Annotated in this window: 20 protein-coding genes; 17 read left to right on the forward strand and 3 right to left on the reverse strand. The window is 63.8% G+C overall.

Annotated elements, in window-relative coordinates:
- The first annotated feature begins 3 nt into the window (after nucleotides 1-3).
- From GV035_RS16815 to GV035_RS16840, 6 genes are all read left to right on the forward strand, one after another.
- Nucleotides 4-528, forward strand: a complete 525-nt coding sequence (locus tag GV035_RS16815) for a GNAT family N-acetyltransferase (RefSeq protein WP_159836153.1) — start codon at nucleotides 4-6, stop codon at nucleotides 526-528.
- A gap of 27 nt (nucleotides 529-555) precedes the next feature.
- Nucleotides 556-1,344, forward strand: a complete 789-nt coding sequence (locus GV035_RS16820) for a TatD family hydrolase (protein WP_159836154.1) — start codon at nucleotides 556-558, stop codon at nucleotides 1,342-1,344.
- Nucleotides 1,345-1,401: 57 nt separating this feature from the next.
- Nucleotides 1,402-2,166 carry an ankyrin repeat domain-containing protein gene (locus GV035_RS16825; RefSeq protein WP_442859567.1) on the forward strand — a complete coding sequence of 255 codons (765 nt, stop codon included), beginning with the start codon at nucleotides 1,402-1,404 and terminating at the stop codon, nucleotides 2,164-2,166.
- An 85-nt stretch (nucleotides 2,167-2,251) separates the two neighbouring features.
- Complete coding sequence (locus GV035_RS16830) at nucleotides 2,252-2,608, forward strand: Rap1a/Tai family immunity protein (RefSeq protein ID WP_159836155.1); 357 nt, start codon at nucleotides 2,252-2,254, stop codon at nucleotides 2,606-2,608.
- Between the two features lie 165 nt (nucleotides 2,609-2,773).
- Nucleotides 2,774-4,159 (forward strand): alpha,alpha-trehalose-phosphate synthase (UDP-forming), encoded by a 1,386-nt coding sequence (otsA, locus tag GV035_RS16835; protein ID WP_159836156.1) that lies wholly within the window; start codon nucleotides 2,774-2,776, stop codon nucleotides 4,157-4,159.
- Nucleotides 4,160-4,402: 243 nt separating this feature from the next.
- On the forward strand, nucleotides 4,403-5,470 hold the full coding sequence (locus GV035_RS16840) for a glycosyltransferase family 4 protein (RefSeq protein WP_159836157.1): 1,068 nt from the start codon (nucleotides 4,403-4,405) through the stop codon (nucleotides 5,468-5,470).
- Between the two features lie 103 nt (nucleotides 5,471-5,573).
- Here GV035_RS16840 and GV035_RS16845 read toward each other — a convergent pair whose 3' ends face one another.
- The 3 genes from GV035_RS16845 to GV035_RS16855 all read right to left on the reverse strand — a co-directional run bounded on the left by GV035_RS16845 (nucleotide 5,574) and on the right by GV035_RS16855 (nucleotide 7,452).
- Nucleotides 5,574-6,164: a BPSL1445 family SYLF domain-containing lipoprotein gene (locus GV035_RS16845; protein WP_159836158.1), complete on the reverse strand. Its 591-nt coding sequence runs from the start codon at nucleotides 6,162-6,164 to the stop codon at nucleotides 5,574-5,576.
- Nucleotides 6,165-6,461: 297 nt separating this feature from the next.
- Nucleotides 6,462-6,932: a hypothetical protein gene (locus tag GV035_RS16850; protein ID WP_159836159.1), complete on the reverse strand. Its 471-nt coding sequence runs from the start codon at nucleotides 6,930-6,932 to the stop codon at nucleotides 6,462-6,464.
- Nucleotides 6,933-7,134: 202 nt separating this feature from the next.
- Nucleotides 7,135-7,452 (reverse strand): PsiF family protein, encoded by a 318-nt coding sequence (locus GV035_RS16855; RefSeq protein WP_442859593.1) that lies wholly within the window; start codon nucleotides 7,450-7,452, stop codon nucleotides 7,135-7,137.
- A gap of 259 nt (nucleotides 7,453-7,711) precedes the next feature.
- Between GV035_RS16855 and GV035_RS16860 the strand changes: the two genes are divergently transcribed.
- The 11 genes from GV035_RS16860 (at nucleotide 7,712) to GV035_RS16910 (ending at nucleotide 22,311) form a co-directional block, all read left to right on the forward strand.
- Nucleotides 7,712-7,993 carry a hypothetical protein gene (locus GV035_RS16860; RefSeq protein WP_159836160.1) on the forward strand — a complete coding sequence of 94 codons (282 nt, stop codon included), beginning with the start codon at nucleotides 7,712-7,714 and terminating at the stop codon, nucleotides 7,991-7,993.
- A 204-nt stretch (nucleotides 7,994-8,197) separates the two neighbouring features.
- Entirely contained in the window at nucleotides 8,198-9,160 is a 963-nt protein-coding gene (locus GV035_RS16865; RefSeq protein WP_159836161.1) for a sugar ABC transporter substrate-binding protein, read from the forward strand.
- A 179-nt stretch (nucleotides 9,161-9,339) separates the two neighbouring features.
- Nucleotides 9,340-10,944, forward strand: a complete 1,605-nt coding sequence (locus GV035_RS16870; protein ID WP_159836162.1) for a sugar ABC transporter ATP-binding protein — start codon at nucleotides 9,340-9,342, stop codon at nucleotides 10,942-10,944.
- The gene (locus GV035_RS16875; RefSeq protein ID WP_159836163.1) at nucleotides 10,945-11,952 is read left to right on the forward strand and encodes an ABC transporter permease; all 1,008 of its coding nucleotides are present in this window, start codon (nucleotides 10,945-10,947) and stop codon (nucleotides 11,950-11,952) included.
- A 199-nt stretch (nucleotides 11,953-12,151) separates the two neighbouring features.
- A complete protein-coding gene (locus GV035_RS16880; protein ID WP_159836164.1) occupies nucleotides 12,152-13,201 on the forward strand; it encodes a LacI family DNA-binding transcriptional regulator in 1,050 nt (349 codons plus the stop codon).
- A gap of 24 nt (nucleotides 13,202-13,225) precedes the next feature.
- The gene (rbsK, locus tag GV035_RS16885) at nucleotides 13,226-14,170 is read left to right on the forward strand and encodes a ribokinase (RefSeq protein ID WP_159836165.1); all 945 of its coding nucleotides are present in this window, start codon (nucleotides 13,226-13,228) and stop codon (nucleotides 14,168-14,170) included.
- A 189-nt stretch (nucleotides 14,171-14,359) separates the two neighbouring features.
- Nucleotides 14,360-16,066: a methyl-accepting chemotaxis protein gene (locus GV035_RS16890; protein WP_159836166.1), complete on the forward strand. Its 1,707-nt coding sequence runs from the start codon at nucleotides 14,360-14,362 to the stop codon at nucleotides 16,064-16,066.
- A gap of 120 nt (nucleotides 16,067-16,186) precedes the next feature.
- A complete protein-coding gene (locus GV035_RS16895) occupies nucleotides 16,187-16,948 on the forward strand; it encodes a 2-keto-4-pentenoate hydratase (protein WP_159836167.1) in 762 nt (253 codons plus the stop codon).
- A gap of 353 nt (nucleotides 16,949-17,301) precedes the next feature.
- Complete coding sequence (locus GV035_RS16900) at nucleotides 17,302-19,224, forward strand: PrkA family serine protein kinase (RefSeq protein ID WP_159836168.1); 1,923 nt, start codon at nucleotides 17,302-17,304, stop codon at nucleotides 19,222-19,224.
- Between the two features lie 172 nt (nucleotides 19,225-19,396).
- Entirely contained in the window at nucleotides 19,397-20,662 is a 1,266-nt protein-coding gene (locus tag GV035_RS16905) for a YeaH/YhbH family protein (protein WP_159836169.1), read from the forward strand.
- On the forward strand, nucleotides 20,659-22,311 hold the full coding sequence (locus GV035_RS16910; protein ID WP_159836170.1) for a SpoVR family protein: 1,653 nt from the start codon (nucleotides 20,659-20,661) through the stop codon (nucleotides 22,309-22,311). Before GV035_RS16905 ends, GV035_RS16910 begins: the two co-directional genes overlap by 4 nt.
- Nucleotides 22,312-22,350: the final 39 nt, after the last annotated feature.

Raw genomic sequence — 22,350 nt, forward strand, 5'->3', positions numbered from 1 at the left:
CCCATGAGTCTCACGTATCGCGACGCCACCCTCGACGACCTGCCCGCCATCGTCGCCATCTACAATTCGACGATCGCCTCGCGACAGGTGACCGCGGACCTCGATCCGGTCAGCATCGAAAGCCGTCTCGCCTGGTTCCATTCGCACGGCCCGCACGCGCGGCCGCTGTGGGTAGTGGAAGAGGGCGGCGCGGTGATCGCGTGGCTGAGTTTTTCGGATTTCTACGGCCGCCCGGCGTATGCGCGCACCGTCGAAGTCAGCATTTATCTGGACGAGCGCGCGCGCGGCAAGGGCCTCGGCAGGCAGTTGCTGCGCGAGGCACTCGATCAAGCGCCGTCGCTTAAGGTCGATACGGTGCTCGGCTTCGTCTTCGGGCACAACGAGCCGAGCATTAAGCTCTTCACGAGCTTCGGCTTCGAAGCGTGGGGCACGCTGCCGCGCGTCGCGGTGCTGGATGGCGTGGAACGCGATCTCGTCATTCTCGGCTTGCGGCTGAATAGTGCGCCGAAGCCGCGAACGGCGGCCTGAATCAGAAACAGCAGCAAGGAGCACGGGATGTTCGTCGATTCGCACTGTCACATCAATTTCGAAGGCTTGGCCGACCGTCTGCCGGACGTGCTCGACAAGATGCGCGCGCACGCGGTCACGCATGCGCTGTGCGTGTCGGTCGACCTGGAGACGCTGCCCTCGGTGCTCGACATCGCCGAGCGATGCGAAAACGTCTATGCGTCGGTCGGCGTGCATCCGGACCACGAGGACGCGAAGGAGCCGAGCGTCGCGGAACTGGTCGAACTGGCGGCGCATCCGAAAGTGTGCGCGATCGGCGAGACGGGACTCGACTACTATCGGCTCGAAGGCCGCGGCATCGCCGAGATGGAATGGCAGCGCGAGCGGTTCCGCACGCACATTCGCGCGGCGCACGCGACGGGCAAGCCGCTCATCATCCACACGCGGTCGTCGTCGGAAGACACGCTGCGCATCATGGAAGAGGAGCGCGCGAGCGTGCCGGGCGGCGTCATGCACTGTTTCACCGAGCCGTGGCACGTGGCCGAAGCGGCGCTCGCGCAGAACTTCTACATCTCGCTGTCCGGCATCGTCACGTTCAAGAAGGCGACGGACGTGCAGGACGTCGCGCGGCGCGTGCCGCTCGAGCGTCTCTTGATCGAAACCGACTCGCCGTATCTCGCGCCGGTGCCGTATCGCGGCAAGCCGAATGAACCCGCGTACGTAAGTTATGTCGGACGTTTCATCGCGCAATTGCGCGAGCAGACGGACGAAGCGGTGGCCCAAGCGACCACCGACAACTTCTTCCGGCTTTTCAAGATCGCGCGTCCGGCTGCCTGAGCCATGAGTCAGGCAAGCGGCGCGGTTCACCGTTTCATCGCAATTCGAAGGTCCACTATGAACACATCCCCGATGGTTTCCACTCAGTCCGCCACGCACGCACACACGCAACCGGCCGCCTCGCGCGGGGGCCGGCGCGCGGCCGTGCGCGGGCTTTTCGCGGGCGCGCTCATCGCGGCGTGCGCGGTCGCGCAGCCGGTCTGGGCCGCCTCCGTGGACTCGCTCATCAAGGCGGTCAAGTTCGACGACGTATCCGAGGTCAAGAAACAGCTCGCACAGGGCGCAGACCCGAATACGGTCGATAACACCGGCGCGCCGCTCCTCGTGATCGCCGCGCGCGAAAAGTCCGACAAGGTCGGCAAGCTGCTCGCCGACAATCCGAACACGGACCTCGAGAAGCTGGATCCCGCCGGCGAAAACGCGATGATGCTCGCCGCGCTCAACGGCGACGCCACGTTCGTGAACCTGCTGATCGCGAAGGACGCCGAAGTGAACAAGAAGGGCTGGACGCCGCTGCACTACGCGGCGACCAACGGCCACGACGACATCGTGAAGATTCTGCTCGACCATTCCGCCTACATCGACGCGGGATCGCCGAACGGCACGACGCCGCTCATGATGGCGGCGCGCGGCGGCCACTTGTCGACCTGCAAGCTGCTGCTCGACCAGGGCGCCGACCTGCGCGTGAAAAACCAGATCGGCATGACGGCCGTGGATTTCGCCCGCAAATACAACGAGAAGGACGTCGCCGAAGGCTTGCAGGCGCGCCTCGACGCGATGCAAGGCGGCGCTGCTCAAAGCGGCGCAAATGGGTCAAAATAGCACCGCTACGCCTGAAACCGGGCGAGCGCGGTCAGGCGCGGCCGCCTCGCCCGAATACGCCGCCGCTCAACACAAAAGGAAGACCATGCTGCGGGAATTCGCCATCGCCTGTGCTCTCGCGACGCCCGTGTGCGCGTTCGCATTCACCGGCAACGATCTCAACAAGCTCTGCATCAAGACCGACCCGAACTCGCGTACCGCGTGCGCCGCCTATATCGAAGGCGCGGCCGACGGCGTCTACAACACGATAGAAGCCATCGGCGGCACGACGGGGCCGCAGGTCGGCCAATACTTCTGCCTGCCGGCCGACGTGAAGCCGCAGCAATTGACCGACGCGGTGCGCAAGTACATCGCGGACAATCCCGACAAGGCAAATTTCAACGCCACGACGATGGTGTCGCTCGGGCTCGGCAAGGCGTTTCCCTGCAAAGCGGAACGTTGAACGAACGCCGGTGCGTGCCGTGAGTCCGTCACGGCGCGCTTTATCGCGCCTCTTGCAGCGGCTCGGGTGATCGGACGCGGCGCGGAAACCCGCACGCCGTTTGCTAGTCGAACTTCAGACAGCGATCACCGCATATCACACAAAAAACACGCAAGAGGAACGCATATGAGCCGTCTCGTCGTCGTATCCAACCGGGTCGCCACGCCGACCGAAACGAAGGGCTCGGCCGGCGGGCTCGCCGTCGGCGTGTTCGGCGCGCTGAAAGACAGCGGCGGCGTCTGGTTCGGCTGGAGCGGGGACGTCGTGAGCGAGACGGTCGCGAACCAGGGACCGACGCTCGAGCAGGACGGCGCCGTGACCTTCGCCACCGTCGGCCTGCCGAAGAAGGACTACGACCAGTACTACCGCGGCTTTTCGAACGCGATGCTGTGGCCCGTGTTCCACTATCGCAACGACCTGGCCGTCTACGACCGCGACGAATACGCCGGCTACCGCCGCGTGAATTCGTGGCTCGCGCACAAGCTCATCAAGCTGCTCCAACCCGACGACGTCATCTGGGTCCACGACTACCATCTGATTCCGTTCGCCGAGGCATTGCGTAGCGCGGGCATCACGAATCGCATCGGCTTCTTTCTGCACATTCCGTTTCCGTCGCCGCAGATTCTCCTCAACATTCCGCCGCATGAGGAACTGGTGCGCTCGCTCTGTTGCTACGACGTCGTCGGCTTTCAGACCGAGGGCGATCAGACCGCGTTTCACGATTACATCGTGCGGCACGCCCACGGCACCGCGACCGAAGACGGCCACATCGAGGCGTTCGGCCGCACGCTGAAGACGGGCGTGTACCGCATCGGCGTGTTTCCGGACGAAATCGCGGAACAGGCGCAGCGCGGCGAGGCGCGGCAGGACGTGATGGATCTGAAGCAGAGTCTCGAAGGCCGCAAGCTCATCATGAGCGTGGACCGGCTGGATTATTCGAAGGGGCTCGTCGAACGATTTCGCGCGTTCGAGCATTTTCTGGAGAAATCGCCCGAATGGCGCGGCAACGTCACGCTCGTGCAGATCGCGCCGCCTACGCGCTCCGATGTCGAAACGTATCAGCAAATCCGCCAGAATCTGGAGTACGAGGCAGGGCGCATCAACGGGCGCTATTCCGGCCTCGATTACACGCCGATCCGCTATCTGAACCAGCGTTATGACCGCTGGAAGCTGATGTCGCTGTTCCGCGAATCGCAGATCGGGCTCGTCACGCCCTTGCGCGACGGCATGAATCTCGTCGCCAAGGAATACGTCGCCGCGCAGAATCCGGACGATCCCGGCGTGCTCGTGCTGTCGCAGTTCGCGGGCGCGGCGGGCGAAATGACGGGCGCGGTGATGGTGAATCCGCACGATGTGGTCGGCATGAGCGACGCGCTCGCCCGTTCGCTCGCCATGCCGCTCGCCGAGCGCCAGCAGCGTTACGAGACCAACATGGCGGCGCTTCGCAAGCACAATCTGGGCGTCTGGCGCGACGACTTCCTCGCCGATCTGCGCGGCGTGCGCCGGAAGTAACACGGCCTCGAAACGGTTGTTTCCGCTCTGTAACAGAGCGATGAAAGTGCAAGGGAACGCGGGCGCGCCGCATCTCGCGGTCGATAATGAATCGTCGCGCAGCCGTCCGCCGCGCTCTTGTCCGGCGATCGAGGGAAACCCTCGTTAGCCGGCTGACAGTCTGCTGTCATACTCGGTCTCGCGCGACTCATTACGAATACGAGCACACGCTCGAACGTCGAAGTCCGCATGGAGACGAGAACGATGAGAATTGCCCAGATTGCCCCGTTGACCGAATCGGTCCCGCCCAAGCTCTATGGCGGCACGGAGCGCGTCGTGTCCTACCTCACGGAGGCGCTTGTCGAACTCGGCCACGATGTCACGCTGTTCGCAACCGGCGATTCGCAGACGAGCGCGAAGCTCGAAGCCGTCTGGCCGCGCGCGCTGCGGCTCGACCCGGCGATTCGCGACCGCATCGCGCCGCATATGCTGCTGATGGAACTGGTGCGCCGCCGCGCCGAGGAGTTCGACGTCCTGCATTTCCACATGGACTATTACTCCTTCTCGCTCTTTAACCGACAGGACACGCCGTTCGTCACGACGCTGCACGGGCGGCTCGATCTGCCGGAGCAGCAGCCGGTGTTCGACACGTTCAACACGGCGCCTGTCGTTTCGATCTCGGATTCCCAGCGTCATCCGTTGCCGCAGGCGAAGTGGATCTCGACGGTCTATCACGGCTTGCCGGAAACGCGCTACATGCCGCAGCCGGTCGAGCAGAAATATCTGGCGTTTCTCGGGCGCATCTCGCCGGAAAAGCGCGTGGATACCGCCATTCGCATCGCGGGGCGCTGCGGGCTGCCGATCAAGATCGCCGCCAAGGTCGATGCAGCCGACCACGAGTACTTCGAGCGCGAAATCGCGCCGCTTCTGGAGTTGCCGTACGTCGAATTCATCGGCGAAATCAGCGACGCGCAGAAGGCGGATTTTCTGTCGGGCGCGCACGCGCTCGTGTTCCCGGTGGATTGGCCAGAGCCTTTCGGACTCGCGATGATCGAGGCGATGGCCTGCGGCACGCCGGTCATCGCGTTCAATCGAGGCGCGGTGCCGGAAGTGGTGGACGAGGGCGTGTCGGGGTTCGTCGTCGAGGACGAGATCGGCGCGGTCGCCGCGGTCAACCGGCTGCACACGCTCTCGCGCGAAGGCGTGCGCAGGCGCTTCGAGGAGCGTTTCACGTCGCACCGCATGGCGCGGCAGTATCTCGAAGCCTATCAAGCCGTGGTGCGCGCGCAGAAACGCTCGCGCTTCAAGCTGATCGATCGCGCGGCGACCTGACTTTTTGCGTCGGCAAGAAAAAAACCGCCGTGTGGCGCGACCTGAGTCGCGCCACACGGCGGTCATGCTTTTCCGCCGAGACAGTGAGACGGTATGCGCCGCGTTACATCTTCAGGCGCGTGACCTTCGTGCCCTGAAGCGACACGTCCGCCATCAGGCCCGCGTTGGTCAGCACGAATGCTTCGACCGGGTTCGTGGCGGTGGTGGTATCGACCGCGCCGTTCGCGCCCATCTTGACGAGCGCCACTGACGCATCCGCGCCTGCCGACCAGCCGTCCGAGTTGCGGAACTTGTCGAGCGCGTCCTGCGTCATGAACAGGAAAATGATCGACTTCGACTGCGCGCCGGCCTGCAGGCCGAAGGAGCCGGAGGTCGTGCTGTAGTAGCCGACCGTGCTGCCGCCCACGCGCAGCGAGCCCTTGCCGTACTGCGCGCCGACGATGAAGCCCGCCTGGATCACGGACGGGAACACGAGCACGCCACGCGACTTCGCGACCAGTTCGCGCGAGCCGGGGACCGTTGCATACAGCCGCTGGATGGTGCTGTCGACGTCCGCGTCGATGCTGCGGCGGTCGTCGGCGGTGCCTGCGGCCTTTTCAGCGCCGGTGTTCGAATTCGTCGTGCAACCGGCAAGCGCGAGGCCTCCCAGCGCCAACACGGCCGTCGACTTGAGCATGAAGTTTCGTCTTTGCATCATTGTTCTCCATCGTGGAATTTAGGAAACCCCATAGTGCGGGAGGGTGAGGCACGCCAAGTTATAGCACAGCGACGAGAAAACGCGACGCTCGCACCGGACACTGATACCGCCATCCAGCCGTGCCGCGCAAGCCTCGCGTTGCAGTCCGCAAGCCGTCGAATCGATTCGACGCTCATGCTGGCCAATTCGCCCGCTCTGCCGCCTGAAGCCCTGTATTAATTTCGCCGCACCGTTCACGGTTCTGGCAGGAACGCCGCGTAGCGAGTAGCAACGACCGTACCCGACGCGGCGGCGTCACTGGCTCGTCGTTTTTACTTTGGTCGGAGGAGTCGGTTCCGGTGCGCGGACCGGCCGGCGCAATGCACGCCTGATGCCGCCGATCACGAGCCCCAGTGCGAACAGAAACGCCGCCGGCACGATCCAATAGCCGACGAACGCGTGCCAGAGATAATCGGCGAGCGTCGCCTTGCGATGCGCGTATTCATCGAGCGCGTCCTGATGACGCGCGGCGTTGGCGCGGAGAACCTCGGCGGGGCAGCCGGCGGCGCGCGCTTCGTCCGGCGCGCCGTGACAGCGAGCGCCTGCCCCGGCGGACCGCTGAGCATCGGTCAGTTCCCAGGTGGAGAGCGCCTTCTGAAGATCGACCGTGTTGTAGGCCATTTCTTCGCGCACCTCGTTGACCGCGACGATCATCACGGGCACGGCCCAGAAGGTGATCGTCACGAGCCACCGGCGGAACCAGCGGTTCTTGTGTCTCCATGCCATCCGTTGCCTCCATGCGAGGCTTGTCGCCACGCTAGACGAGCGGCGGCCGATGGCGTGATTCTTGTATTCGTGAAAGGCCGCCTTCGCGCCATCTTATGAGAAAACGACGGCTGTGCGAATGACTTGCTTGGGTGCAGTGCAATATCGCGAGAAGGAAGGAAACAGCGCGCCGCGATGTACAGAACGCGGCGCGCGCTGGCGATCAGCTCTTGCTGCTCAGACAGCTCTTCATGAATGCCTTGCGGTCGTCGCCTTTCTTGCCGGACGCCTGGCTGTTGCATGCCGTCATGCGCTGCTGCTGGGTCATCGGCGCGGAAGCGGCGGCGGGCGCGGCGGGCGTGGCTGACAGGCAACTCTTCATGAACGCCTTGCGGTCGTCGCCTTTTTTGTCGCCTGCCTGCTTGTTGCAGTCGCTCATCTTCGACTGCTGGCTGTTTTGCTGAGTATTCGCTGCAAACGCCGTATGCGCGCCCAGCGTGAGACTCAACGCAGCGATGAGGGCAGTGGCTCGGATAGTCATGTGATGCTCCCTGAGTGATTGACGATTCTTCTGGAATGAGCGAGTTTCGACGTCTCGCCCGCGCATTATGGCAAAGCAGATTTCAACTGAGTGTGCGATAAGTCGAATCTCTCGAACGCCGCGCGCGGGGCTCGCAGCAGCCAAGCAGCAGGCTTGCAACGCGCTTTCGCCGGCGAGCGGACGCAGTGTTTGGTTATCCGGTTGCCTTGATCCTTCCATCAACGACGCGTTTTCACGTTTCCCCGACAGGAGCCGCTTCATGTCCACACCGCTCGCCGATCACTACAAGGGCTATGCCATTCAGGTGCAGGCCATGCGCCGCGCGAAAGAGCGCGACGAGCCGGACGACGGCCCGCGCCACTTCGACATTTTCGTGACCATTTCGCGCAGCGCCGCCGGGGAAAGCGGCCGCTCCATCATGTTCGGCGTGCCCGAGCAGGAACCGTTCGAAAGCCCGATCGAAGCGACCCGCGCCGGCATCGAATATGGGCGCAAGATCATCGACAACGAGATCGAGGGCGAATCGGTCGCGGAGCTTTGAGCGCCCGCCGCAACGGTGGAACGCGCGCGGCACCACATTCGGCGTGCGTCCGAACCGCCCACTTCACGTTAGCCCGATTGACCGCGCGCGTGGCACGAACGAGAATCGACGGCGGCAAACGTTGAACCGCCACGCTCGCATGCCAAGCGAAGCCCAGCTAAGCCAAGCAGACAACATCAAATGAAAACACTGGAGGAGAACCGCATGAAGTCAGCCATTCGCCGTCGCGTCCTGTCAGCCGCCGTCGCGCTCGCCGCGTGCACGGCGCTGCCTTTTGCCGCATCGCCCGCGTTCGCGCAGAACGCCGGCAAGCCGAAGGTCGCGCTCGTGATGAAATCGCTCGCCAACGAGTTCTTCCTCACGATGGAAAACGGCGCGAAGGACTACCAGCAGCACAACACCGACAAGTTCGACCTCATCACCAACGGCATCAAGGACGAAACCGATACCGCCGCGCAGATCCGCATCGTCGAGCAGATGATCGTCTCGAAGGTGGATGCGATCGTCATCGCGCCGGCCGATTCGAAGGCGCTCGTGCCGGTGATCAAGAAGGCGGCGGACGCGGGCATCATCGTCGTGAATATCGACAACCGGCTCGATCAGGACGTGCTCAAGTCGAAGGACCTGAACGTGCCGTTCGTCGGCCCGGACAACCGCAAGGGCGCGCGCAAGGTCGGCGACTATCTCGCCAAGCATCTGAAGAAGGGCGATGAAGTGGGCATCATCGAGGGCGTCTCGACGACCACGAACGCGCAGCAGCGCACCGCCGGCTTCAAGGACGCAATGGACGCAGCCGGCATGAAGGTCGTCGCGCTCCAGTCGGGCGACTGGGAAATCGACAAGGGCAACGCGGTCGCGTCGCAGATTCTCAACGCGAACCCGAACGTCAAGGCGCTCCTGTGCGGCAACGACAACATGGCGATCGGCGCGGTCTCGGCCGTGCGCGCGGCGGGCAAGACGGGTAAGGTGCAGGTGGTCGGCTACGACAACATCGGCGCGATCAAGCCGATGCTGAAGGACGGCCGCGTGCTCGCCACCGCCGACCAGTACGCGGCGAAGCAGGCCGTGTTCGGCATCGACGTGGCGCTGAAGGCCATCGCCGGGCACAAGAAGCAGTCCGAGCTCTCGACCGTGGTGGAAACGCCTGTCGATCTCGTGACGAAGTAAGCAGCTGCGAGCGTTGCGCCGCGAACCGTTCGTTCTCAAGTTCGCGGTCATCATGCCGTTAAGACACGCACGAGCGCGGGTTGACGGACGGCGGCGGAGCACACCGGCCGCCGGCCCGCCGCAGCGCATGACCCACCTGCCGAGGATGCACCGACCGCCTTGAGCGACCCTACGCCACTATGAAAGACGCGCACGACGCCAGCGTGCTGACCGTCACGGGCATCGGCAAGACCTATGTCGAGCCGGTGCTGGCCGACGTATCGCTCGGACTTTCGCCGGGCGAGGTGCTGGCGTTGACCGGCGAAAACGGCGCGGGCAAGAGCACGCTCTCGAAGATCATCGGCGGACTCACGAATCCGAGCGCGGGCACGATGACGCTCGCGGGGCAACCGTACGCGCCGCAAAGCCGCACGGACGCGGAATCGCTCGGCGTGCGAATGGTGATGCAGGAGCTGAATCTGCTGCCGACGCTGTCGGTCGCGGAAAACCTGTTCCTGAACCGCCTGCCGCAGAAAGGGCGCGTGAAAATCGGCTGGATCGACCGCAAGCGGCTCGCGGACGACGCGCGGCACGCGATGGCGCAAGTCGGGCTCGACGCGATCGACCCGGACACGCTCGTCGGCGATCTCGGCATCGGGCATCAGCAGATGGTCGAAATCGCGCGCAATCTGATCGGCGATTGCCGCGTGCTGATTCTCGACGAACCCACCGCGATGCTCACCGCGCGCGAAGTCGATCTCCTCTTCGAGCAGATCGCGCGGCTGAAGGCGCGCGGCGTGGCGCTCGTCTATATCTCGCACCGTCTGGAAGAGTTGCGGCGCATCGCGGAGCGGGCGGCGGTGCTGCGCGACGGCCGTCTCGTCCACGTCGGCCCCATGAGCGCGCTGACGAGCGACCAGCTCGTCACGCTGATGGTGGGCCGCGAACTGGGCGAACGCATCGATCTGGGCGAGCGCAGGCTCGGCGGCGTCGCGCTGAAAGTGGACGGCATGACGCGCGGGCAGGCCGTGCGCGACGTGTCCTTCGACGTGCGAGCGGGCGAGATTTTCGGCATCAGCGGGCTGATCGGCGCGGGCCGCACCGAACTCATGCGCCTCATTTACGGCGCGGATCGCGCGGATGCCGGCACGGTGTCGGTCGCGCGCGGCGGCGAAGGACTGCGCGCGGTGAACATCCAGTCGCCGTCGGATGCCGTGAGAAACGGCATCGCGCTCATCACGGAGGACCGCAAGGGCGAGGGCCTGCTTCTCGGCCTGCCCATCGCCGCGAACGTTTCACTGGGCAATGTCGGCGCGGTGGCGCGTCACGGCGTGATCGACACGCGCCGCGAAGCCGCGCTCGCCGAACGCCAGATCGACGCCATGCGCATTCGCACGTCGGGGCCCGCGCAGGCGGTGTCCGAACTGTCGGGCGGCAATCAGCAGAAAGTGGTGATCGGTCGCTGGCTCGCACGCGACTGCGCGGTACTGCTTTTCGACGAACCGACGCGCGGCATTGACGTCGGCGCGAAGTTCGACATTTACGGGCTGATGGGCGCGCTCGCCCGCGAAGGCCGCGCGCTCGTGGTCGTATCCAGCGATCTGCGCGAACTGATGTTGATCTGCGACCGGATCGGCGTGATGTCGGCGGGGCGCATGACCGGCGTGTTCGAGCGCGCGAACTGGACGCAGGACGCGCTGCTCGCCGCCGCCTTCGCGGGCTACGCGAAGCGCGAGGCGATTCTGCACGAGCCGCTCGCGCCGGACGCGAAGCCGCCCGAACAAGACAATCTGCTGGAGCATTGAATGACAGGTCAGACCGAAGCCAATCTGCCGGCCGATGCACCGAAAAGCGGCAAGCCCGCGAAGGGCGCCGGCACGCGCCTGGGCTTTTCGAACTATCTGGGACTCGCCGGCGCGCTCGCCGCGATGATCGCGCTCTTTTCCGTGCTCAGTTCGCACTTCCTGACGTACGACACGTTCAGCACGATTGCGAACCAGATACCGGATCTCGTCGTGATGTCGGTCGGCATGACCTTCGTGCTCATCATCGCGGGCATCGACTTGTCGGTGGGCTCGGTGCTCGCGCTCGGCGCGTCAGTGGTGAGCGTGGCGGCGCTGAAATGGCACTGGCCGGCGCTGCCGGCGGCGCTCATCGGCCTCGCCGCCGCCGCGCTGACGGGCACGGTGACGGGCCTCGTGACGGTGGCATGGCGCATTCCGTCGTTCATCGTGTCGCTCGGCGTGCTGGAAGCGGCGCGCGGGCTCGCGTATCAGATGACGAACTCGCGCACCGCGTATATCGGCGATGCCTTCGATTTCCTCTCGAATCCGATCGCGTTCGGCATCTCGCCGGCCTTTCTCATTGCGGTCGCGGTGATGATCGTTGCACATTGGGTCTTGACCCGGACGATTTTCGGCCGTTATCTCGTAGGCATCGGCACGAACGAGGAAGCGGTGCGGCTCGCGGGTGTCGATCCGAGGCCGTACAAGGTCATCGTGTTCGCGCTGATGGGCGCGCTCTCCGGACTGGCCGCGCTGTTCCAGATTTCACGTCTGGAAGCCGCGGATCCGAACGCGGGCGCGGGCGTGGAGCTTCAGGTGATCGCGGCGGTGGTGATCGGCGGAACGAGTCTGATGGGCGGGCGCGGCTCGGTCATCAGCACGTTCTTCGGCGTTCTCATCATTTCGGTGCTGGCGGCGGGGCTCGCGCAGATCGGCGCGAACGAGCCGACCAAGCGCATCATCACGGGCGCGGTGATCGTGGTCGCGGTGGTGCTCGATACGTACCGGAGCAGACGCAGGCGCGGTTGAGGCAGCAAGGCAGCACGTCGGTGCCCCGCACGGGGTGGGGCGGCGACGTTAAAAGCAGTGAAATCAAATAGATGACCGGCAGTCCGTTGGCCGTCCAGAGCGGCGAACGGAGGGGAAAGGCTGGGCGCGGGAGGGCCGCGCGCGGCTCGCCTGCCGGTCGATAAAAGAAGTTGGACCAAAGCAAAGCGAAGGACGATGTATGGCGACGATCAAAGACGTGGCAGCCATTGCCGGGGTGTCGTTTACGACGGTGTCCCACGTAGTGAACAATTCAAGGCCGGTGTCGGCCGACGTGCGGGCGAAAGTCGAGCGCGCGATCCGCGAGCTGGACTACGTGCCGTCGGCGGTCGCGCGCTCGCTCAAGGCGAAGTCCACCGCGACCATCGGGCTGCTCGTGCCGAACGCCACGAATCCGTACTTCGCCGAACTGGCGCGCGGCGTCGAGGACGGCTGCGCGAAGAACGGCTACTGCGTGTTCTTCTGCAACTCGGACGACGATCCCGCCAAGCAGCGCAACTATCTGCGCGTCTTGCAGGAAAAGCGCATCGACGGCCTCGTGATCGCATCGGCGGGCGAAGACGCGGTGCTCGCGCAGTGTCTCGCGGGCGCGCGTGAGCCGCTCGTGATCTTGGACCGCAACATCGAAGGCGTTTCGGCGGATCTCGTGCAGATCGACCACGAAAAGGGCGCCTATCTCGCGACGAAGCATCTGCTGCAAATGGGGCATTCGGAGATCGGCTGCATCACCGGGCCGGTGGCGACGGCGGTCAGCGCCATGCGTCTGCACGGCTTCATTCGCGCGATGGCCGAGCGCGGCGTCGAGATCGAGCCGAACGCGATCGTCCAGAGCGACTTTTCAGCGACGGGCGGCTATGCGGCAGCCTCGCAGCTTTTCGACGCGATGAAGCCGACGGCGATCTTCGCCTGCAACGACATGATGGGCATCGGCGCGCTGCGGGCGGCGGCGGAGCGCAAGATTCGCGTGCCGGACGATTGCTCGATCATCGGCTTCGACGATGTCGAGCTGTCGCGCTACACGTATCCCGCGCTTTCGACGGTCGGCCAGTCGGTGCGCGCGCTCGGCGAAATGGCCGCGCAGACGCTGATCGAGCGCATCGTCGGCAAGCTCGGCGGCACGACGCGCCGCCGCGTGGTGGCGCCGCGTCTGGTGCTGCGGGAATCGACCGCGGTCGTGCCTGAATCGCACTGTGCCGAAAGCGGTGCCGTGGCCGACGCGAAAGCACAGTAATCAACCGGAGCGGAATGTATCGCGATGAGCGACAACGCAACTTCTGAAGCCGTCACGCGCGGGCGCGTGGCCGTGGTCGGCAGTCTCAACATGGATCTCGTCACGCGCGCGCCGCGTTTGCCGATGCCCGGCGAGACGCTTGCCGGCTCGGCGTTCGTGCAGGCGCCCGGCGGCAAGGGCGCGAATCAGGCAGTGGCGGCGGCGCGTCTGGGCGCGCAGGTCGCGATGATCGGCTGCGTCGGCAGCGACGCGAACGGCGCGACGCTGCGCGCGGGCCTCGAAGCGGAAGGCATCGACTGCGCGGCGCTCGCGACCAGCGCGGAGGCGCCCACGGGCGTGGCGCTCATCATCGTGGATGACGCCAGCCAGAACGCGATCGTGATCGTCGCGGGCAGCAACGCGCAGGTCACGCCGGCGGCCATCGACGCGCAGGAGGCGCTGCTCGCCCGCGCCGATGTCATCGTCTGCCAGCTCGAAACGCCGCCTCAAACCGTGCGCGCGGCGCTGGCCGCCGGCCGCCGGCTCGGCCGCACGACGATTCTCAATCCCGCGCCCGCGGCGAGCGCCTTGCCCGCCGACTGGTTTGCGCTCATCGACTATCTGATTCCGAACGAACTGGAAGCCGCGACGCTTTCCGGCATTGCCATCGCGACGCCCGACGATGCCCGCCGCGCCGCCCATGCTCTCAAGGCGAAAGGCGCGCGCAATGTGATCGTGACGCTCGGCGCGCAGGGCGTCTTCGCGCTGCTGGGAGACGACGGCGCGGGCCAGCACCTGCCATCGCCCAAAGTGGAGGCGGTCGATACCACCGCCGCCGGCGATACCTTCATCGGCGGATTCGCGGCGGAACTCGCGCGCGGCAGCGCCGTCGCCGACGCGATCGCCTTCGGGCAGCGCGCCGCCGCGCTCGCCGTCACGCGCGAGGGCGCGCAACCGTCCATTCCGCGTCGCAGCGAAGTCACAGCATAGGTTTTCATCATCCGCTGAAAAGCGATGTGCCCAACGCGTCGTTTTCCCTATCAGGGAAAGAACCTTCTCAAGTCCCCTAGCTTGCATGCCGTTTACACGGTCAGCGGATGCGCGTGTGCGTATCCGCCCGATCGCGGCCGTACGCGACGCAACGCCCGCGCGAAACCGAACCGGCATCAGGGACACATAATGAATAAGGCTTTGACGATCAAGGCGCGCCTCGGCATCTCGATGGCGTTTCTCGGCGCGCTCCTCATCGCAATCGGCGCACTGGGACTCGCGGGCATGGGCCGCACGAACGAGGCGTTCCTCAGTACTTACTCCGTGCAGATGCCGGGCGCCATCGCGGTCGGCAACAGCGAAATGTACGCGGCCCGCGAGCGGCTCGTGTTCGACCGCGCGGCGCTGCTCGCGGGCACCTCCGAGGCGGCTGCGACCATCGCGCGTTCACGCATGATGCGCGAGCGCGCCGACACGTTCTGGAAGAGCTATATGTCGCTGCCGCAGACGCCGGACGAACGCCGTCTTGCTGACGCATCGCAGGAAAAGCGGCTCGCGCTTCAGCGCGTCATTGACAAGGGCCTCGTGGCCGTCACGGCGGACGACCACGCGGGCATGATCGAAGCGGCCAAGGCGATGCAGGCCGCCTATAACGAACTCGCCAACGCGAACGACGCGCTGCGCGCGTTTCTCACCGACGCCTCGAAGCAGAGCTACGAAGACGCGCAAAGCCGCTATACGTGGTTCCGCGCGCTGAGTCTTTCGGCCATCGCGCTCGGCCTCGCGGCGGCGGCGTTCGCGTGGTTCGCGTTGCGGCGCGCCATCGCGCGGCCGCTCGAAGCCGCGCTCGCGCACTTCGAAGCCATCGCAGCCGGCGATCTGCGTCGCGACGTCATCGTGACCTCGCGCGACGAAATGGGTCTGCTGCTCGAAGGGGTCGCGAAGATGCGGTCGAGCCTGCTCACAACGGTCCGCACGGTGCGCTCGGGCAGCGAATCGATTGCCTCGGCCACGCAGCAGATCGCGGCGGGCAACACGGATCTGTCGTCGCGCACCGAAGAGCAGGCGTCGGCGTTGCAGGAGACGGCATCGAGCATGGAAGAACTGACGAGCACGGTGCGTCAGAACGCGGACAACGCGCGCCAGGCGAGCACGCTTGCCGCGAACGCGTCGGAGATCGCGGGCAAGGGCAGCGCCGTCGTCACGCAAGTGGTCGATACGATGGGCGACATCAGCCGCAGCTCGGCCAAGATCGCCGACATCATCACGATCATCGAAGGCATCGCGTTCCAGACCAACATCCTTGCGCTCAATGCGGCCGTCGAAGCGGCGCGAGCCGGCGAAGAAGGGCGCGGCTTCGCGGTCGTCGCGGGCGAAGTACGCAATCTCGCGCAGCGTTCCTCGACGGCGGCCAAGGAAATCAAGGAGTTGATCGACAATTCCGTGGCGCGCGTACAGTCGGGCACCACGCTCGTCGACGAAGCGGGCCGCACGATGAACGAAATCATCGGCGCGGTGCAGCGCGTGACCGACATCATGGGCGAGATCGCGGCGGCATCGGCGGAGCAGACGAGCGGCATCGAGCAGGTTTCGCGCGCCGTCACGCAGATGGACGAAGTCACGCAGCAGAACGCGGCGCTCGTCGAAGAAGCGGCGGCGGCTGCCCAGTCGCTCGAAGATCAAGCGGCGCGCCTGCGTCAGGCAGTCGCGGTGTTTCAGGTGACCGAAGGCGCGGCGCTTGCTGCGTCTCCTGTTGCAGCGACGCGCGCCACTGTATCTTCCAAGCCGAAGCACGTCGCGCAGCCGACGGCGAGACCCGTGGCGCGTGTCGCTCCCGCGCCGGCCGCGAAGCCCGCCGCGCTGTCGACGGCGGGCGGCGACTGGGAAACGTTCTGACGCTGTCATGCCGTTGCCCGCATCGCGCGTGAACCTGATGCGGGCAACGTGAAGCACCTTCGGTCCGGCAACCCGTACACTGACGACACTGCGCGTCACCATCTACACGAGGGTATCGACATGACCGGATCGACACTCGCCGCCAAGCTCGTCGCGGCCCGGCGTCAGCATCGACTGATCGAAACGCTGGAGCCTCGCGATCTTCCCGCCGATGCACCCACCGCCTACGCCATCCAGCACGAAGTCCTGCGCGACGCCAAAGCGCGCATCGGCGCATGGAAGATCGGCTCGCGCGCGCCCGATGCGCTCGCGGCGGGCGCGCCCATCGATGCCGAATGTGTCTATGTTTCGCCCGCGCGCCTGCCGTTCGACGGCTTCTTTCACGTGCTGGTGGAACTGGAGATCGCGTTTCGCTTCGCGTATGCCTTGCCCCCCAAAAACGAGGCTTACACGCGCGCGGAAGTGCTCGCGGCGATCGGCGGCATTGCAGTCGCGCTCGAAGTCGTCGATAGCCGTTTCGCGCAGTGGCCCAATCTCGATCCGCTCGCGCAGCTTGCCGATTCGCAGAACAACGGCGCGCTCATCACGAGCGGCATGGAACCTTACGAGGTCGTGGCGCCTGGCTTCGACTTTCTTGCGCCGCGCATCGAACTGACGCTCGATGGCGTGGGGATTGCTCCGGCCACGCTCGGCAATCCGGCGGGCGATCCGCGCGAGCTGCTGCCCTGGCTCGTCAACCATTGTTCGCGCATGGGTTTGACGGTCGAGCCGTTCTGGACCATCACGACGGGCTCTTACACCGGCGCGTATCGTGTGGAAGGGCCGGCGATGGTGCATGGCGCGATCGACCGCATCGGCGAACTGGAGCTGGTGCTGACCTGATGCTGACGTGATGACATGCGCTCACGCCAATGCTTTGGCGGAAGGTCGCGGTGAAGCGATGATATGAGCGCGGCGCAGCGAACATGACGAAGCGGTCATCTAGCGCAGGCTGCAATCATGCGTGACCTGTGTGACCTGTGTGAACGGTGACGAAAAACATCTTGGGACTGAGGATTGTAGGTGAACGAAAATAACCTACCAAGCTAGTGATTGTTCCGAGCAGCTTCTAAGCAAATCATCCAACCAAGTGCGTGAAAAAAAATTCGAAAGGGTTTAGGATGAATTGAAGCGATGTCGTTTCGATTACGCGCGTTGCGCACGACAAGGCTTTCTGACTTCGGCGAGGAGGTAGCATGGATATCTACAGCAGTTTCGCGACCCGCTTCGAAAAAACCCGCGAGGAGGAATTCTCGCTCGAAGAGTATCTCGCGCTCTGCAAGGAAGATCCTGCCACATATGCAACAGCGGGCGAACGCATGCTGACGGCCATCGGGGAACCGGAAATGGTCGACACTCGCCTCGATCCGCGTTTATCGCGTGTGTTTGCAAACAAGGTCATCAAGGTGTATCCGGCGTTCCGCGAGTTCTACGGAATGGAGGAAGTGATCGAGAACGTCGTGTCTTACTTCAGGCACGCCGCGCAGGGTCTGGAAGAAAAGAAGCAGATCCTGTATCTGCTCGGTCCGGTGGGCGGCGGCAAGTCGTCCATTGCTGAACGGCTCAAGCAACTCATGGAGCGCGTACCGTTCTATTCGCTCAAGGGCTCGCCCGTGAACGAATCACCGCTCGGTCTCTTCGATTACGACGAGGACGGTCCGGTGCTCGAGGAACAGTACGGCATTCCGCGCCGTTACCTGAAGAGCATTCTGTCGCCGTGGGCCGTCAAGCGCCTGCATGAGTACAACGGCGATATCCGCAAGTTCCGTGTCGTGCGCCGCTATCCGTCGATACTTCGGCAAATCGGCATTGCGAAGACGGAACCGGGCGACGAAAACAATCAGGACATCTCCTCCCTCGTCGGCAAGGTGGACATTCGCAAGCTCGAAACCTATTCGCAGGACGACGCCGATGCCTACAGCTATTCCGGCGGCCTGTGCCTCGCGAATCAGGGCTTGCTGGAATTCGTCGAAATGTTCAAGGCGCCGATCAAGGTGCTGCACCCGCTTTTGACTGCCACGCAGGAAGGCAACTTCAAGGGCACGGAAGGTTTCGGCGCGATCCCGTTCGACGGCGTGATTCTCGCGCACTCGAACGAATCGGAATGGAAGGCTTTCCGCAACAACAAGAACAACGAGGCGCTGCTCGATCGTATCTTCGTGGTCAAGGTGCCGTACTGCCTGCGCTATAGCGAAGAGGTGAAGATCTACGAGAAGCTTCTGCGCAATTCGTCGCTCGCCGAAGCGGTGTGCGCGCCGGGCACGCTCAAGATGATGGCGCAAATGGCCGTGCTCACGCGTCTGCACGAGCCGGAGAATTCGAGCCTCTTCTCGAAGATGCAGGTGTATGACGGCGAGAATCTCAAGGACACCGATCCCAAGGCGAAGTCGTATCAGGAGTATCGCGATTTCGCGGGCGTCGATGAAGGCATGACGGGCGTGTCCACCCGTTTCGCGTTCAAGATTCTGTCGCGCGTGTTCAACTTCGATTCGACCGAGGTCGCGGCCAACCCGGTGCATCTCATGTACGTGCTCGAACAGCAGATCGAGCGCGAGCAGTTCCCGCCGGAGACGGAGCAGAAGTACCTGTCGTTCATCAAGGACGTACTGGCTTCGCGCTACGCCGAATTCATCGGGAAGGAGATTCAGACGGCTTATCTGGAGTCGTATTCGGAGTATGGACAAAACATCTTCGATCGCTACGTGACGTATGCGGACTTCTGGATTCAGGATCAGGAATTCCGCGATCACGACACCGGCGAGAGCTTCGACCGCGCCGCGCTCAACGCGGAACTGGAGAAGATCGAAAAGCCGGCGGGCATCAGCAACCCGAAGGACTTCCGCAACGAGATCGTGAATTTCGTGCTGCGCGCGCGTGCGAACAACGGCGGCAAGAATCCCGCGTGGATCAGCTATGAGAAGTTGCGCGTCGTGATCGAGAAGAAGATGTTCTCGAATACCGAGGAACTTCTGCCGGTCATCTCCTTCAACGCGAAGGGATCGGCCGAAGAGCAACGCAAGCACGAGGACTTCGTGAATCGCATGGTCGCGAAGGGTTATACGCCGAAGCAGGTGCGTCTCCTGTGCGACTGGTACCTGCGCGTGCGCAAGTCGTCGTAAGAGGCGCGCTTTACCGAAGGGTCAGTAGCAGTCAGGCAGTGCAGGTCCGCGCCGTCCGGGTTCGATGCTTGCATCCGGATGGCGAAGCGGGCAGATTGCGAGCGAGAGGCGCCGGCTTTCGGCGCAAACATGCGGCGCCTCGCACACTCGCCCATTAAGCGGGAGACTGGATGTGCTGCACCAAATCATCGACCGCAGGTTAGCCGGCAAGAACAAGAGCATCGCGAACCGCGAACGCTTTCTGCGACGCGTCAAGAACTACATTCGCCGCGCGGTTTCCGACGCGGTGCGCGATCGCAGCATCAAGGACATTCAAAGCACGCAGAGCATCACGATTCCGAAGAAGGACATCGCGGAGCCGTCGTTCCGGCATGGGCCGGGCGGCAAGCGTGAATACGTGCATCCGGGCAACGCCGACTACGTGCGCGGCGACAAGATTCCACGTCCGCAGGGCGGCTCGGGCGGCGGCGGCAAGAGCGCGAGCAACGAGGGCGAAGGCCAGGACGACTTCGTCTTCGAACTGTCGCGCGAAGAATTCATGCAGTACTTCTTCGACGATCTCGAACTGCCGCGCCTCGTGAAGACGCAACTGCTCGCCGTGCCGACATGGAAGAACGTGCGCGCGGGCTGGGCGGCGGAAGGCACGCCGAACAACATCGACGTGGTGCGGTCGCTGCGCAGCGCGCTCGGGCGGCGCATCGCGCTCGGCTGGCCGCTTTCGGCGCAGTTGCGCGAGATGGAACGCCAGCTCGAACAACTGAAGGAAGAAGACGGCAATCCCGACGACATCGCGCGGCTGGAAGCGGATATCGTCATGATGCAGGGACGGATCACGCGCATTCCGTTCATCGATCCGTTCGATCTGCGTTATATCAACCGCGTGAAGCAGCCCACGCCTTCCAGCAAGGCCGTGATGTTCTGCCTGATGGACGTGTCGGGTTCCATGGACGAGCAGCGCAAGGACCTGTCGAAGCGGTTCTTCATCCTGCTGTATCTCTTCCTGCAGCGGAACTACGAGAAGATCGAGGTCGTGTTCATCCGTCACCATACGCGTGCGGAAGAAGTCGATGAAGACACCTTCTTTCATTCGACGGAAAGCGGCGGCACGGTGGTGTCGAGCGCGCTCGAACTCATGAAGAAGATCATGGACGAACGCTACTCTCCGACTGAATGGAATATTTACGGCGCACAGGCTTCGGACGGCGACAACTGGACCGACGATTCGCCCAAGTGCCGCAAGCTGCTCGCCGAGGACATCCTGCCGAAGGTGCGGTATTTTGCTTATATTCAAGTTGCGCCAGAGGAGCAGAATCTCTGGTTGGAGTATGCTCAGCTTGCAGCCGGCGCGCCTGAACTGGCGATGAAAAAGGTCGATTCGGCCTCGGACATCTACCCCGTTTTCCGCGAACTCTTCGAGAAACAGCAGGCGGCCGCATGACGACGAGGCACGTGAACAACGAAACGCGTGGATATCATCTCGACGGCACGGACGATCGTGCTCCGTCGAAACTCGGACCGGAAGCGGGGCAACGCAATGCGTCCGCCAGGACGCACGAGGTAAGCATGAACGTTGCAGAAAAAAGGCGGCCGCTGCCATGCCCATCGGACTGGAGCGTCGAGCTGATCGAAGAGTACGACGCCGAGATTTCGCGCGTCGCGAATCGCTACGGCCTCGACGTCTATCCCATCCAGCTCGAAATCATCAGCGCCGAGCAGATGATGGATGCGTACGCATCCGTCGGCATGCCGGTGAACTATCGGCACTGGTCGTTCGGCAAGCACTTTCTCTCGACGGAGAAGAGCTATCGGCGCGGGCAAATGGGCCTCGCGTACGAAATTGTCATCAACTCGAACCCCTGCATCGCGTATCTGATGGAAGAAAACACGATGACGATGCAGGCGCTCGTCATCGCCCATGCCGCTTACGGGCATAACTCCTTCTTCAAGGGCAACTATCTGTTCCGGCTGTGGACGGATGCCCACGCGATCATCGACTACCTCGTCTACGCGAAGAACTACATCGCCGAATGCGAGGAGCGGCACGGGCTGGATCGCGTCGAGGAGTTGCTCGACTCGTGCCATGCGCTGATGAACTACGGCGTGGACCGTTACAAGCGCCCGCAAAAGCTGTCGCTCGCGAAGGAAGCCGCGATGCGCCGCGAGCGCGAGGCGTATCTGCAATCGCAGGTCAATGAATTGTGGCGCACGCTGCCGAACAAGAAGGCGCCGTCCGCCGAGGAAACTGAAAGCCGCTATCCGCCGGAGCCGCAGGAAAACCTGCTGTACTTCGCGGAGAAAAACGCGCCGCTTCTGGAGCCGTGGGAGCGCGAAGTCATTCGCATCGTGCGCAAGGTCGGACAGTATTTCTATCCGCAGCGGCAGACGCAGGTGATGAACGAAGGCTGGGCCACGTTCTGGCACTACACGCTGCTCAACACGCTCTACAACGAAGGCCGGCTCGAAGACGGCTTCATGATGGAGTTCCTGCATTCGCATTCGAACGTCGTGTATCAGCCGCCGGTGACGAAGCCGTATTACAGCGGCATCAACCCGTATGCGCTGGGTTTTTCGATGATGAGCGACATTCGCCGCATCTGCGAAAGCCCGACGGACGAAGACCGCGAGTGGTTCCCCGATCTCGCGGGCAGCGACTGGCTGGAATCGCTGCACTACGCGATGCGCAACTTCAAGGACGAGAGCTTCATCGCGCAGTATTTGTCTCCGCATCTGATCCGCGAGATGCGCCTCTTTTCGATTCTCGACGACGACATGCGCGACGCGCTCGAAGTGTCGGCGATTCACGACGAAAGCGGCTATCGTTACGTGCGGCAGGCGTTGTCGCGGCAGTACGACATTCATCACCGCGAGCCGAATATTCAGGTGTATTCGGTCAACACGCGCGGCGACCGCAGTCTCACGCTGCGTCACTTCATGACTGACAACCGCCATCTGTCGAACGACAGCGACGAAGTGCTCAAGCACATGGCGCGTTTGTGGCAGTTCGACGTGTATCTCGAAAGCGTCGATGAAAACGGCACGGTGAGAAAACGCTTCGACTGCCGGTACACAGCGCCGAATTCGCGCTGATTCGGGTCTTGTTTGCAATGAGAAACGGCTCCTTCGCGG

The organism is Burkholderia sp. 8Y (assembly GCF_902506145.1).
In the GTDB taxonomy this organism is placed as follows: domain Bacteria; phylum Pseudomonadota; class Gammaproteobacteria; order Burkholderiales; family Burkholderiaceae; genus Caballeronia.

Excerpts from the sequence above, each read along its gene's own strand:
- GV035_RS16815 (WP_159836153.1), top strand. The coding sequence starts at position 4 with ATGAGTCTCACGTATCGCGACGCCACCCTCGACGACCTGCCCGCCATC.
- GV035_RS16820 (WP_159836154.1), top strand. The coding sequence starts at position 556 with ATGTTCGTCGATTCGCACTGTCACATCAATTTCGAAGGCTTGGCCGAC.
- GV035_RS16825 (WP_442859567.1), top strand. The coding sequence starts at position 1,402 with ATGAACACATCCCCGATGGTTTCCACTCAGTCCGCCACGCACGCACAC.
- GV035_RS16830 (WP_159836155.1), top strand. The coding sequence starts at position 2,252 with ATGCTGCGGGAATTCGCCATCGCCTGTGCTCTCGCGACGCCCGTGTGC.
- otsA (WP_159836156.1), top strand. The coding sequence starts at position 2,774 with ATGAGCCGTCTCGTCGTCGTATCCAACCGGGTCGCCACGCCGACCGAA.
- GV035_RS16840 (WP_159836157.1), top strand. The coding sequence starts at position 4,403 with ATGAGAATTGCCCAGATTGCCCCGTTGACCGAATCGGTCCCGCCCAAG.
- GV035_RS16845 (WP_159836158.1), bottom strand. The coding sequence starts at position 6,164 with ATGCAAAGACGAAACTTCATGCTCAAGTCGACGGCCGTGTTGGCGCTG.
- GV035_RS16850 (WP_159836159.1), bottom strand. The coding sequence starts at position 6,932 with ATGGCATGGAGACACAAGAACCGCTGGTTCCGCCGGTGGCTCGTGACG.
- GV035_RS16855 (WP_442859593.1), bottom strand. The coding sequence starts at position 7,452 with ATGACTATCCGAGCCACTGCCCTCATCGCTGCGTTGAGTCTCACGCTG.
- GV035_RS16860 (WP_159836160.1), top strand. The coding sequence starts at position 7,712 with ATGTCCACACCGCTCGCCGATCACTACAAGGGCTATGCCATTCAGGTG.
- GV035_RS16865 (WP_159836161.1), top strand. The coding sequence starts at position 8,198 with ATGAAGTCAGCCATTCGCCGTCGCGTCCTGTCAGCCGCCGTCGCGCTC.
- GV035_RS16870 (WP_159836162.1), top strand. The coding sequence starts at position 9,340 with ATGAAAGACGCGCACGACGCCAGCGTGCTGACCGTCACGGGCATCGGC.
- GV035_RS16875 (WP_159836163.1), top strand. The coding sequence starts at position 10,945 with ATGACAGGTCAGACCGAAGCCAATCTGCCGGCCGATGCACCGAAAAGC.
- GV035_RS16880 (WP_159836164.1), top strand. The coding sequence starts at position 12,152 with ATGGCGACGATCAAAGACGTGGCAGCCATTGCCGGGGTGTCGTTTACG.
- rbsK (WP_159836165.1), top strand. The coding sequence starts at position 13,226 with ATGAGCGACAACGCAACTTCTGAAGCCGTCACGCGCGGGCGCGTGGCC.
- GV035_RS16890 (WP_159836166.1), top strand. The coding sequence starts at position 14,360 with ATGAATAAGGCTTTGACGATCAAGGCGCGCCTCGGCATCTCGATGGCG.
- GV035_RS16895 (WP_159836167.1), top strand. The coding sequence starts at position 16,187 with ATGACCGGATCGACACTCGCCGCCAAGCTCGTCGCGGCCCGGCGTCAG.
- GV035_RS16900 (WP_159836168.1), top strand. The coding sequence starts at position 17,302 with ATGGATATCTACAGCAGTTTCGCGACCCGCTTCGAAAAAACCCGCGAG.
- GV035_RS16910 (WP_159836170.1), top strand. The coding sequence starts at position 20,659 with ATGACGACGAGGCACGTGAACAACGAAACGCGTGGATATCATCTCGAC.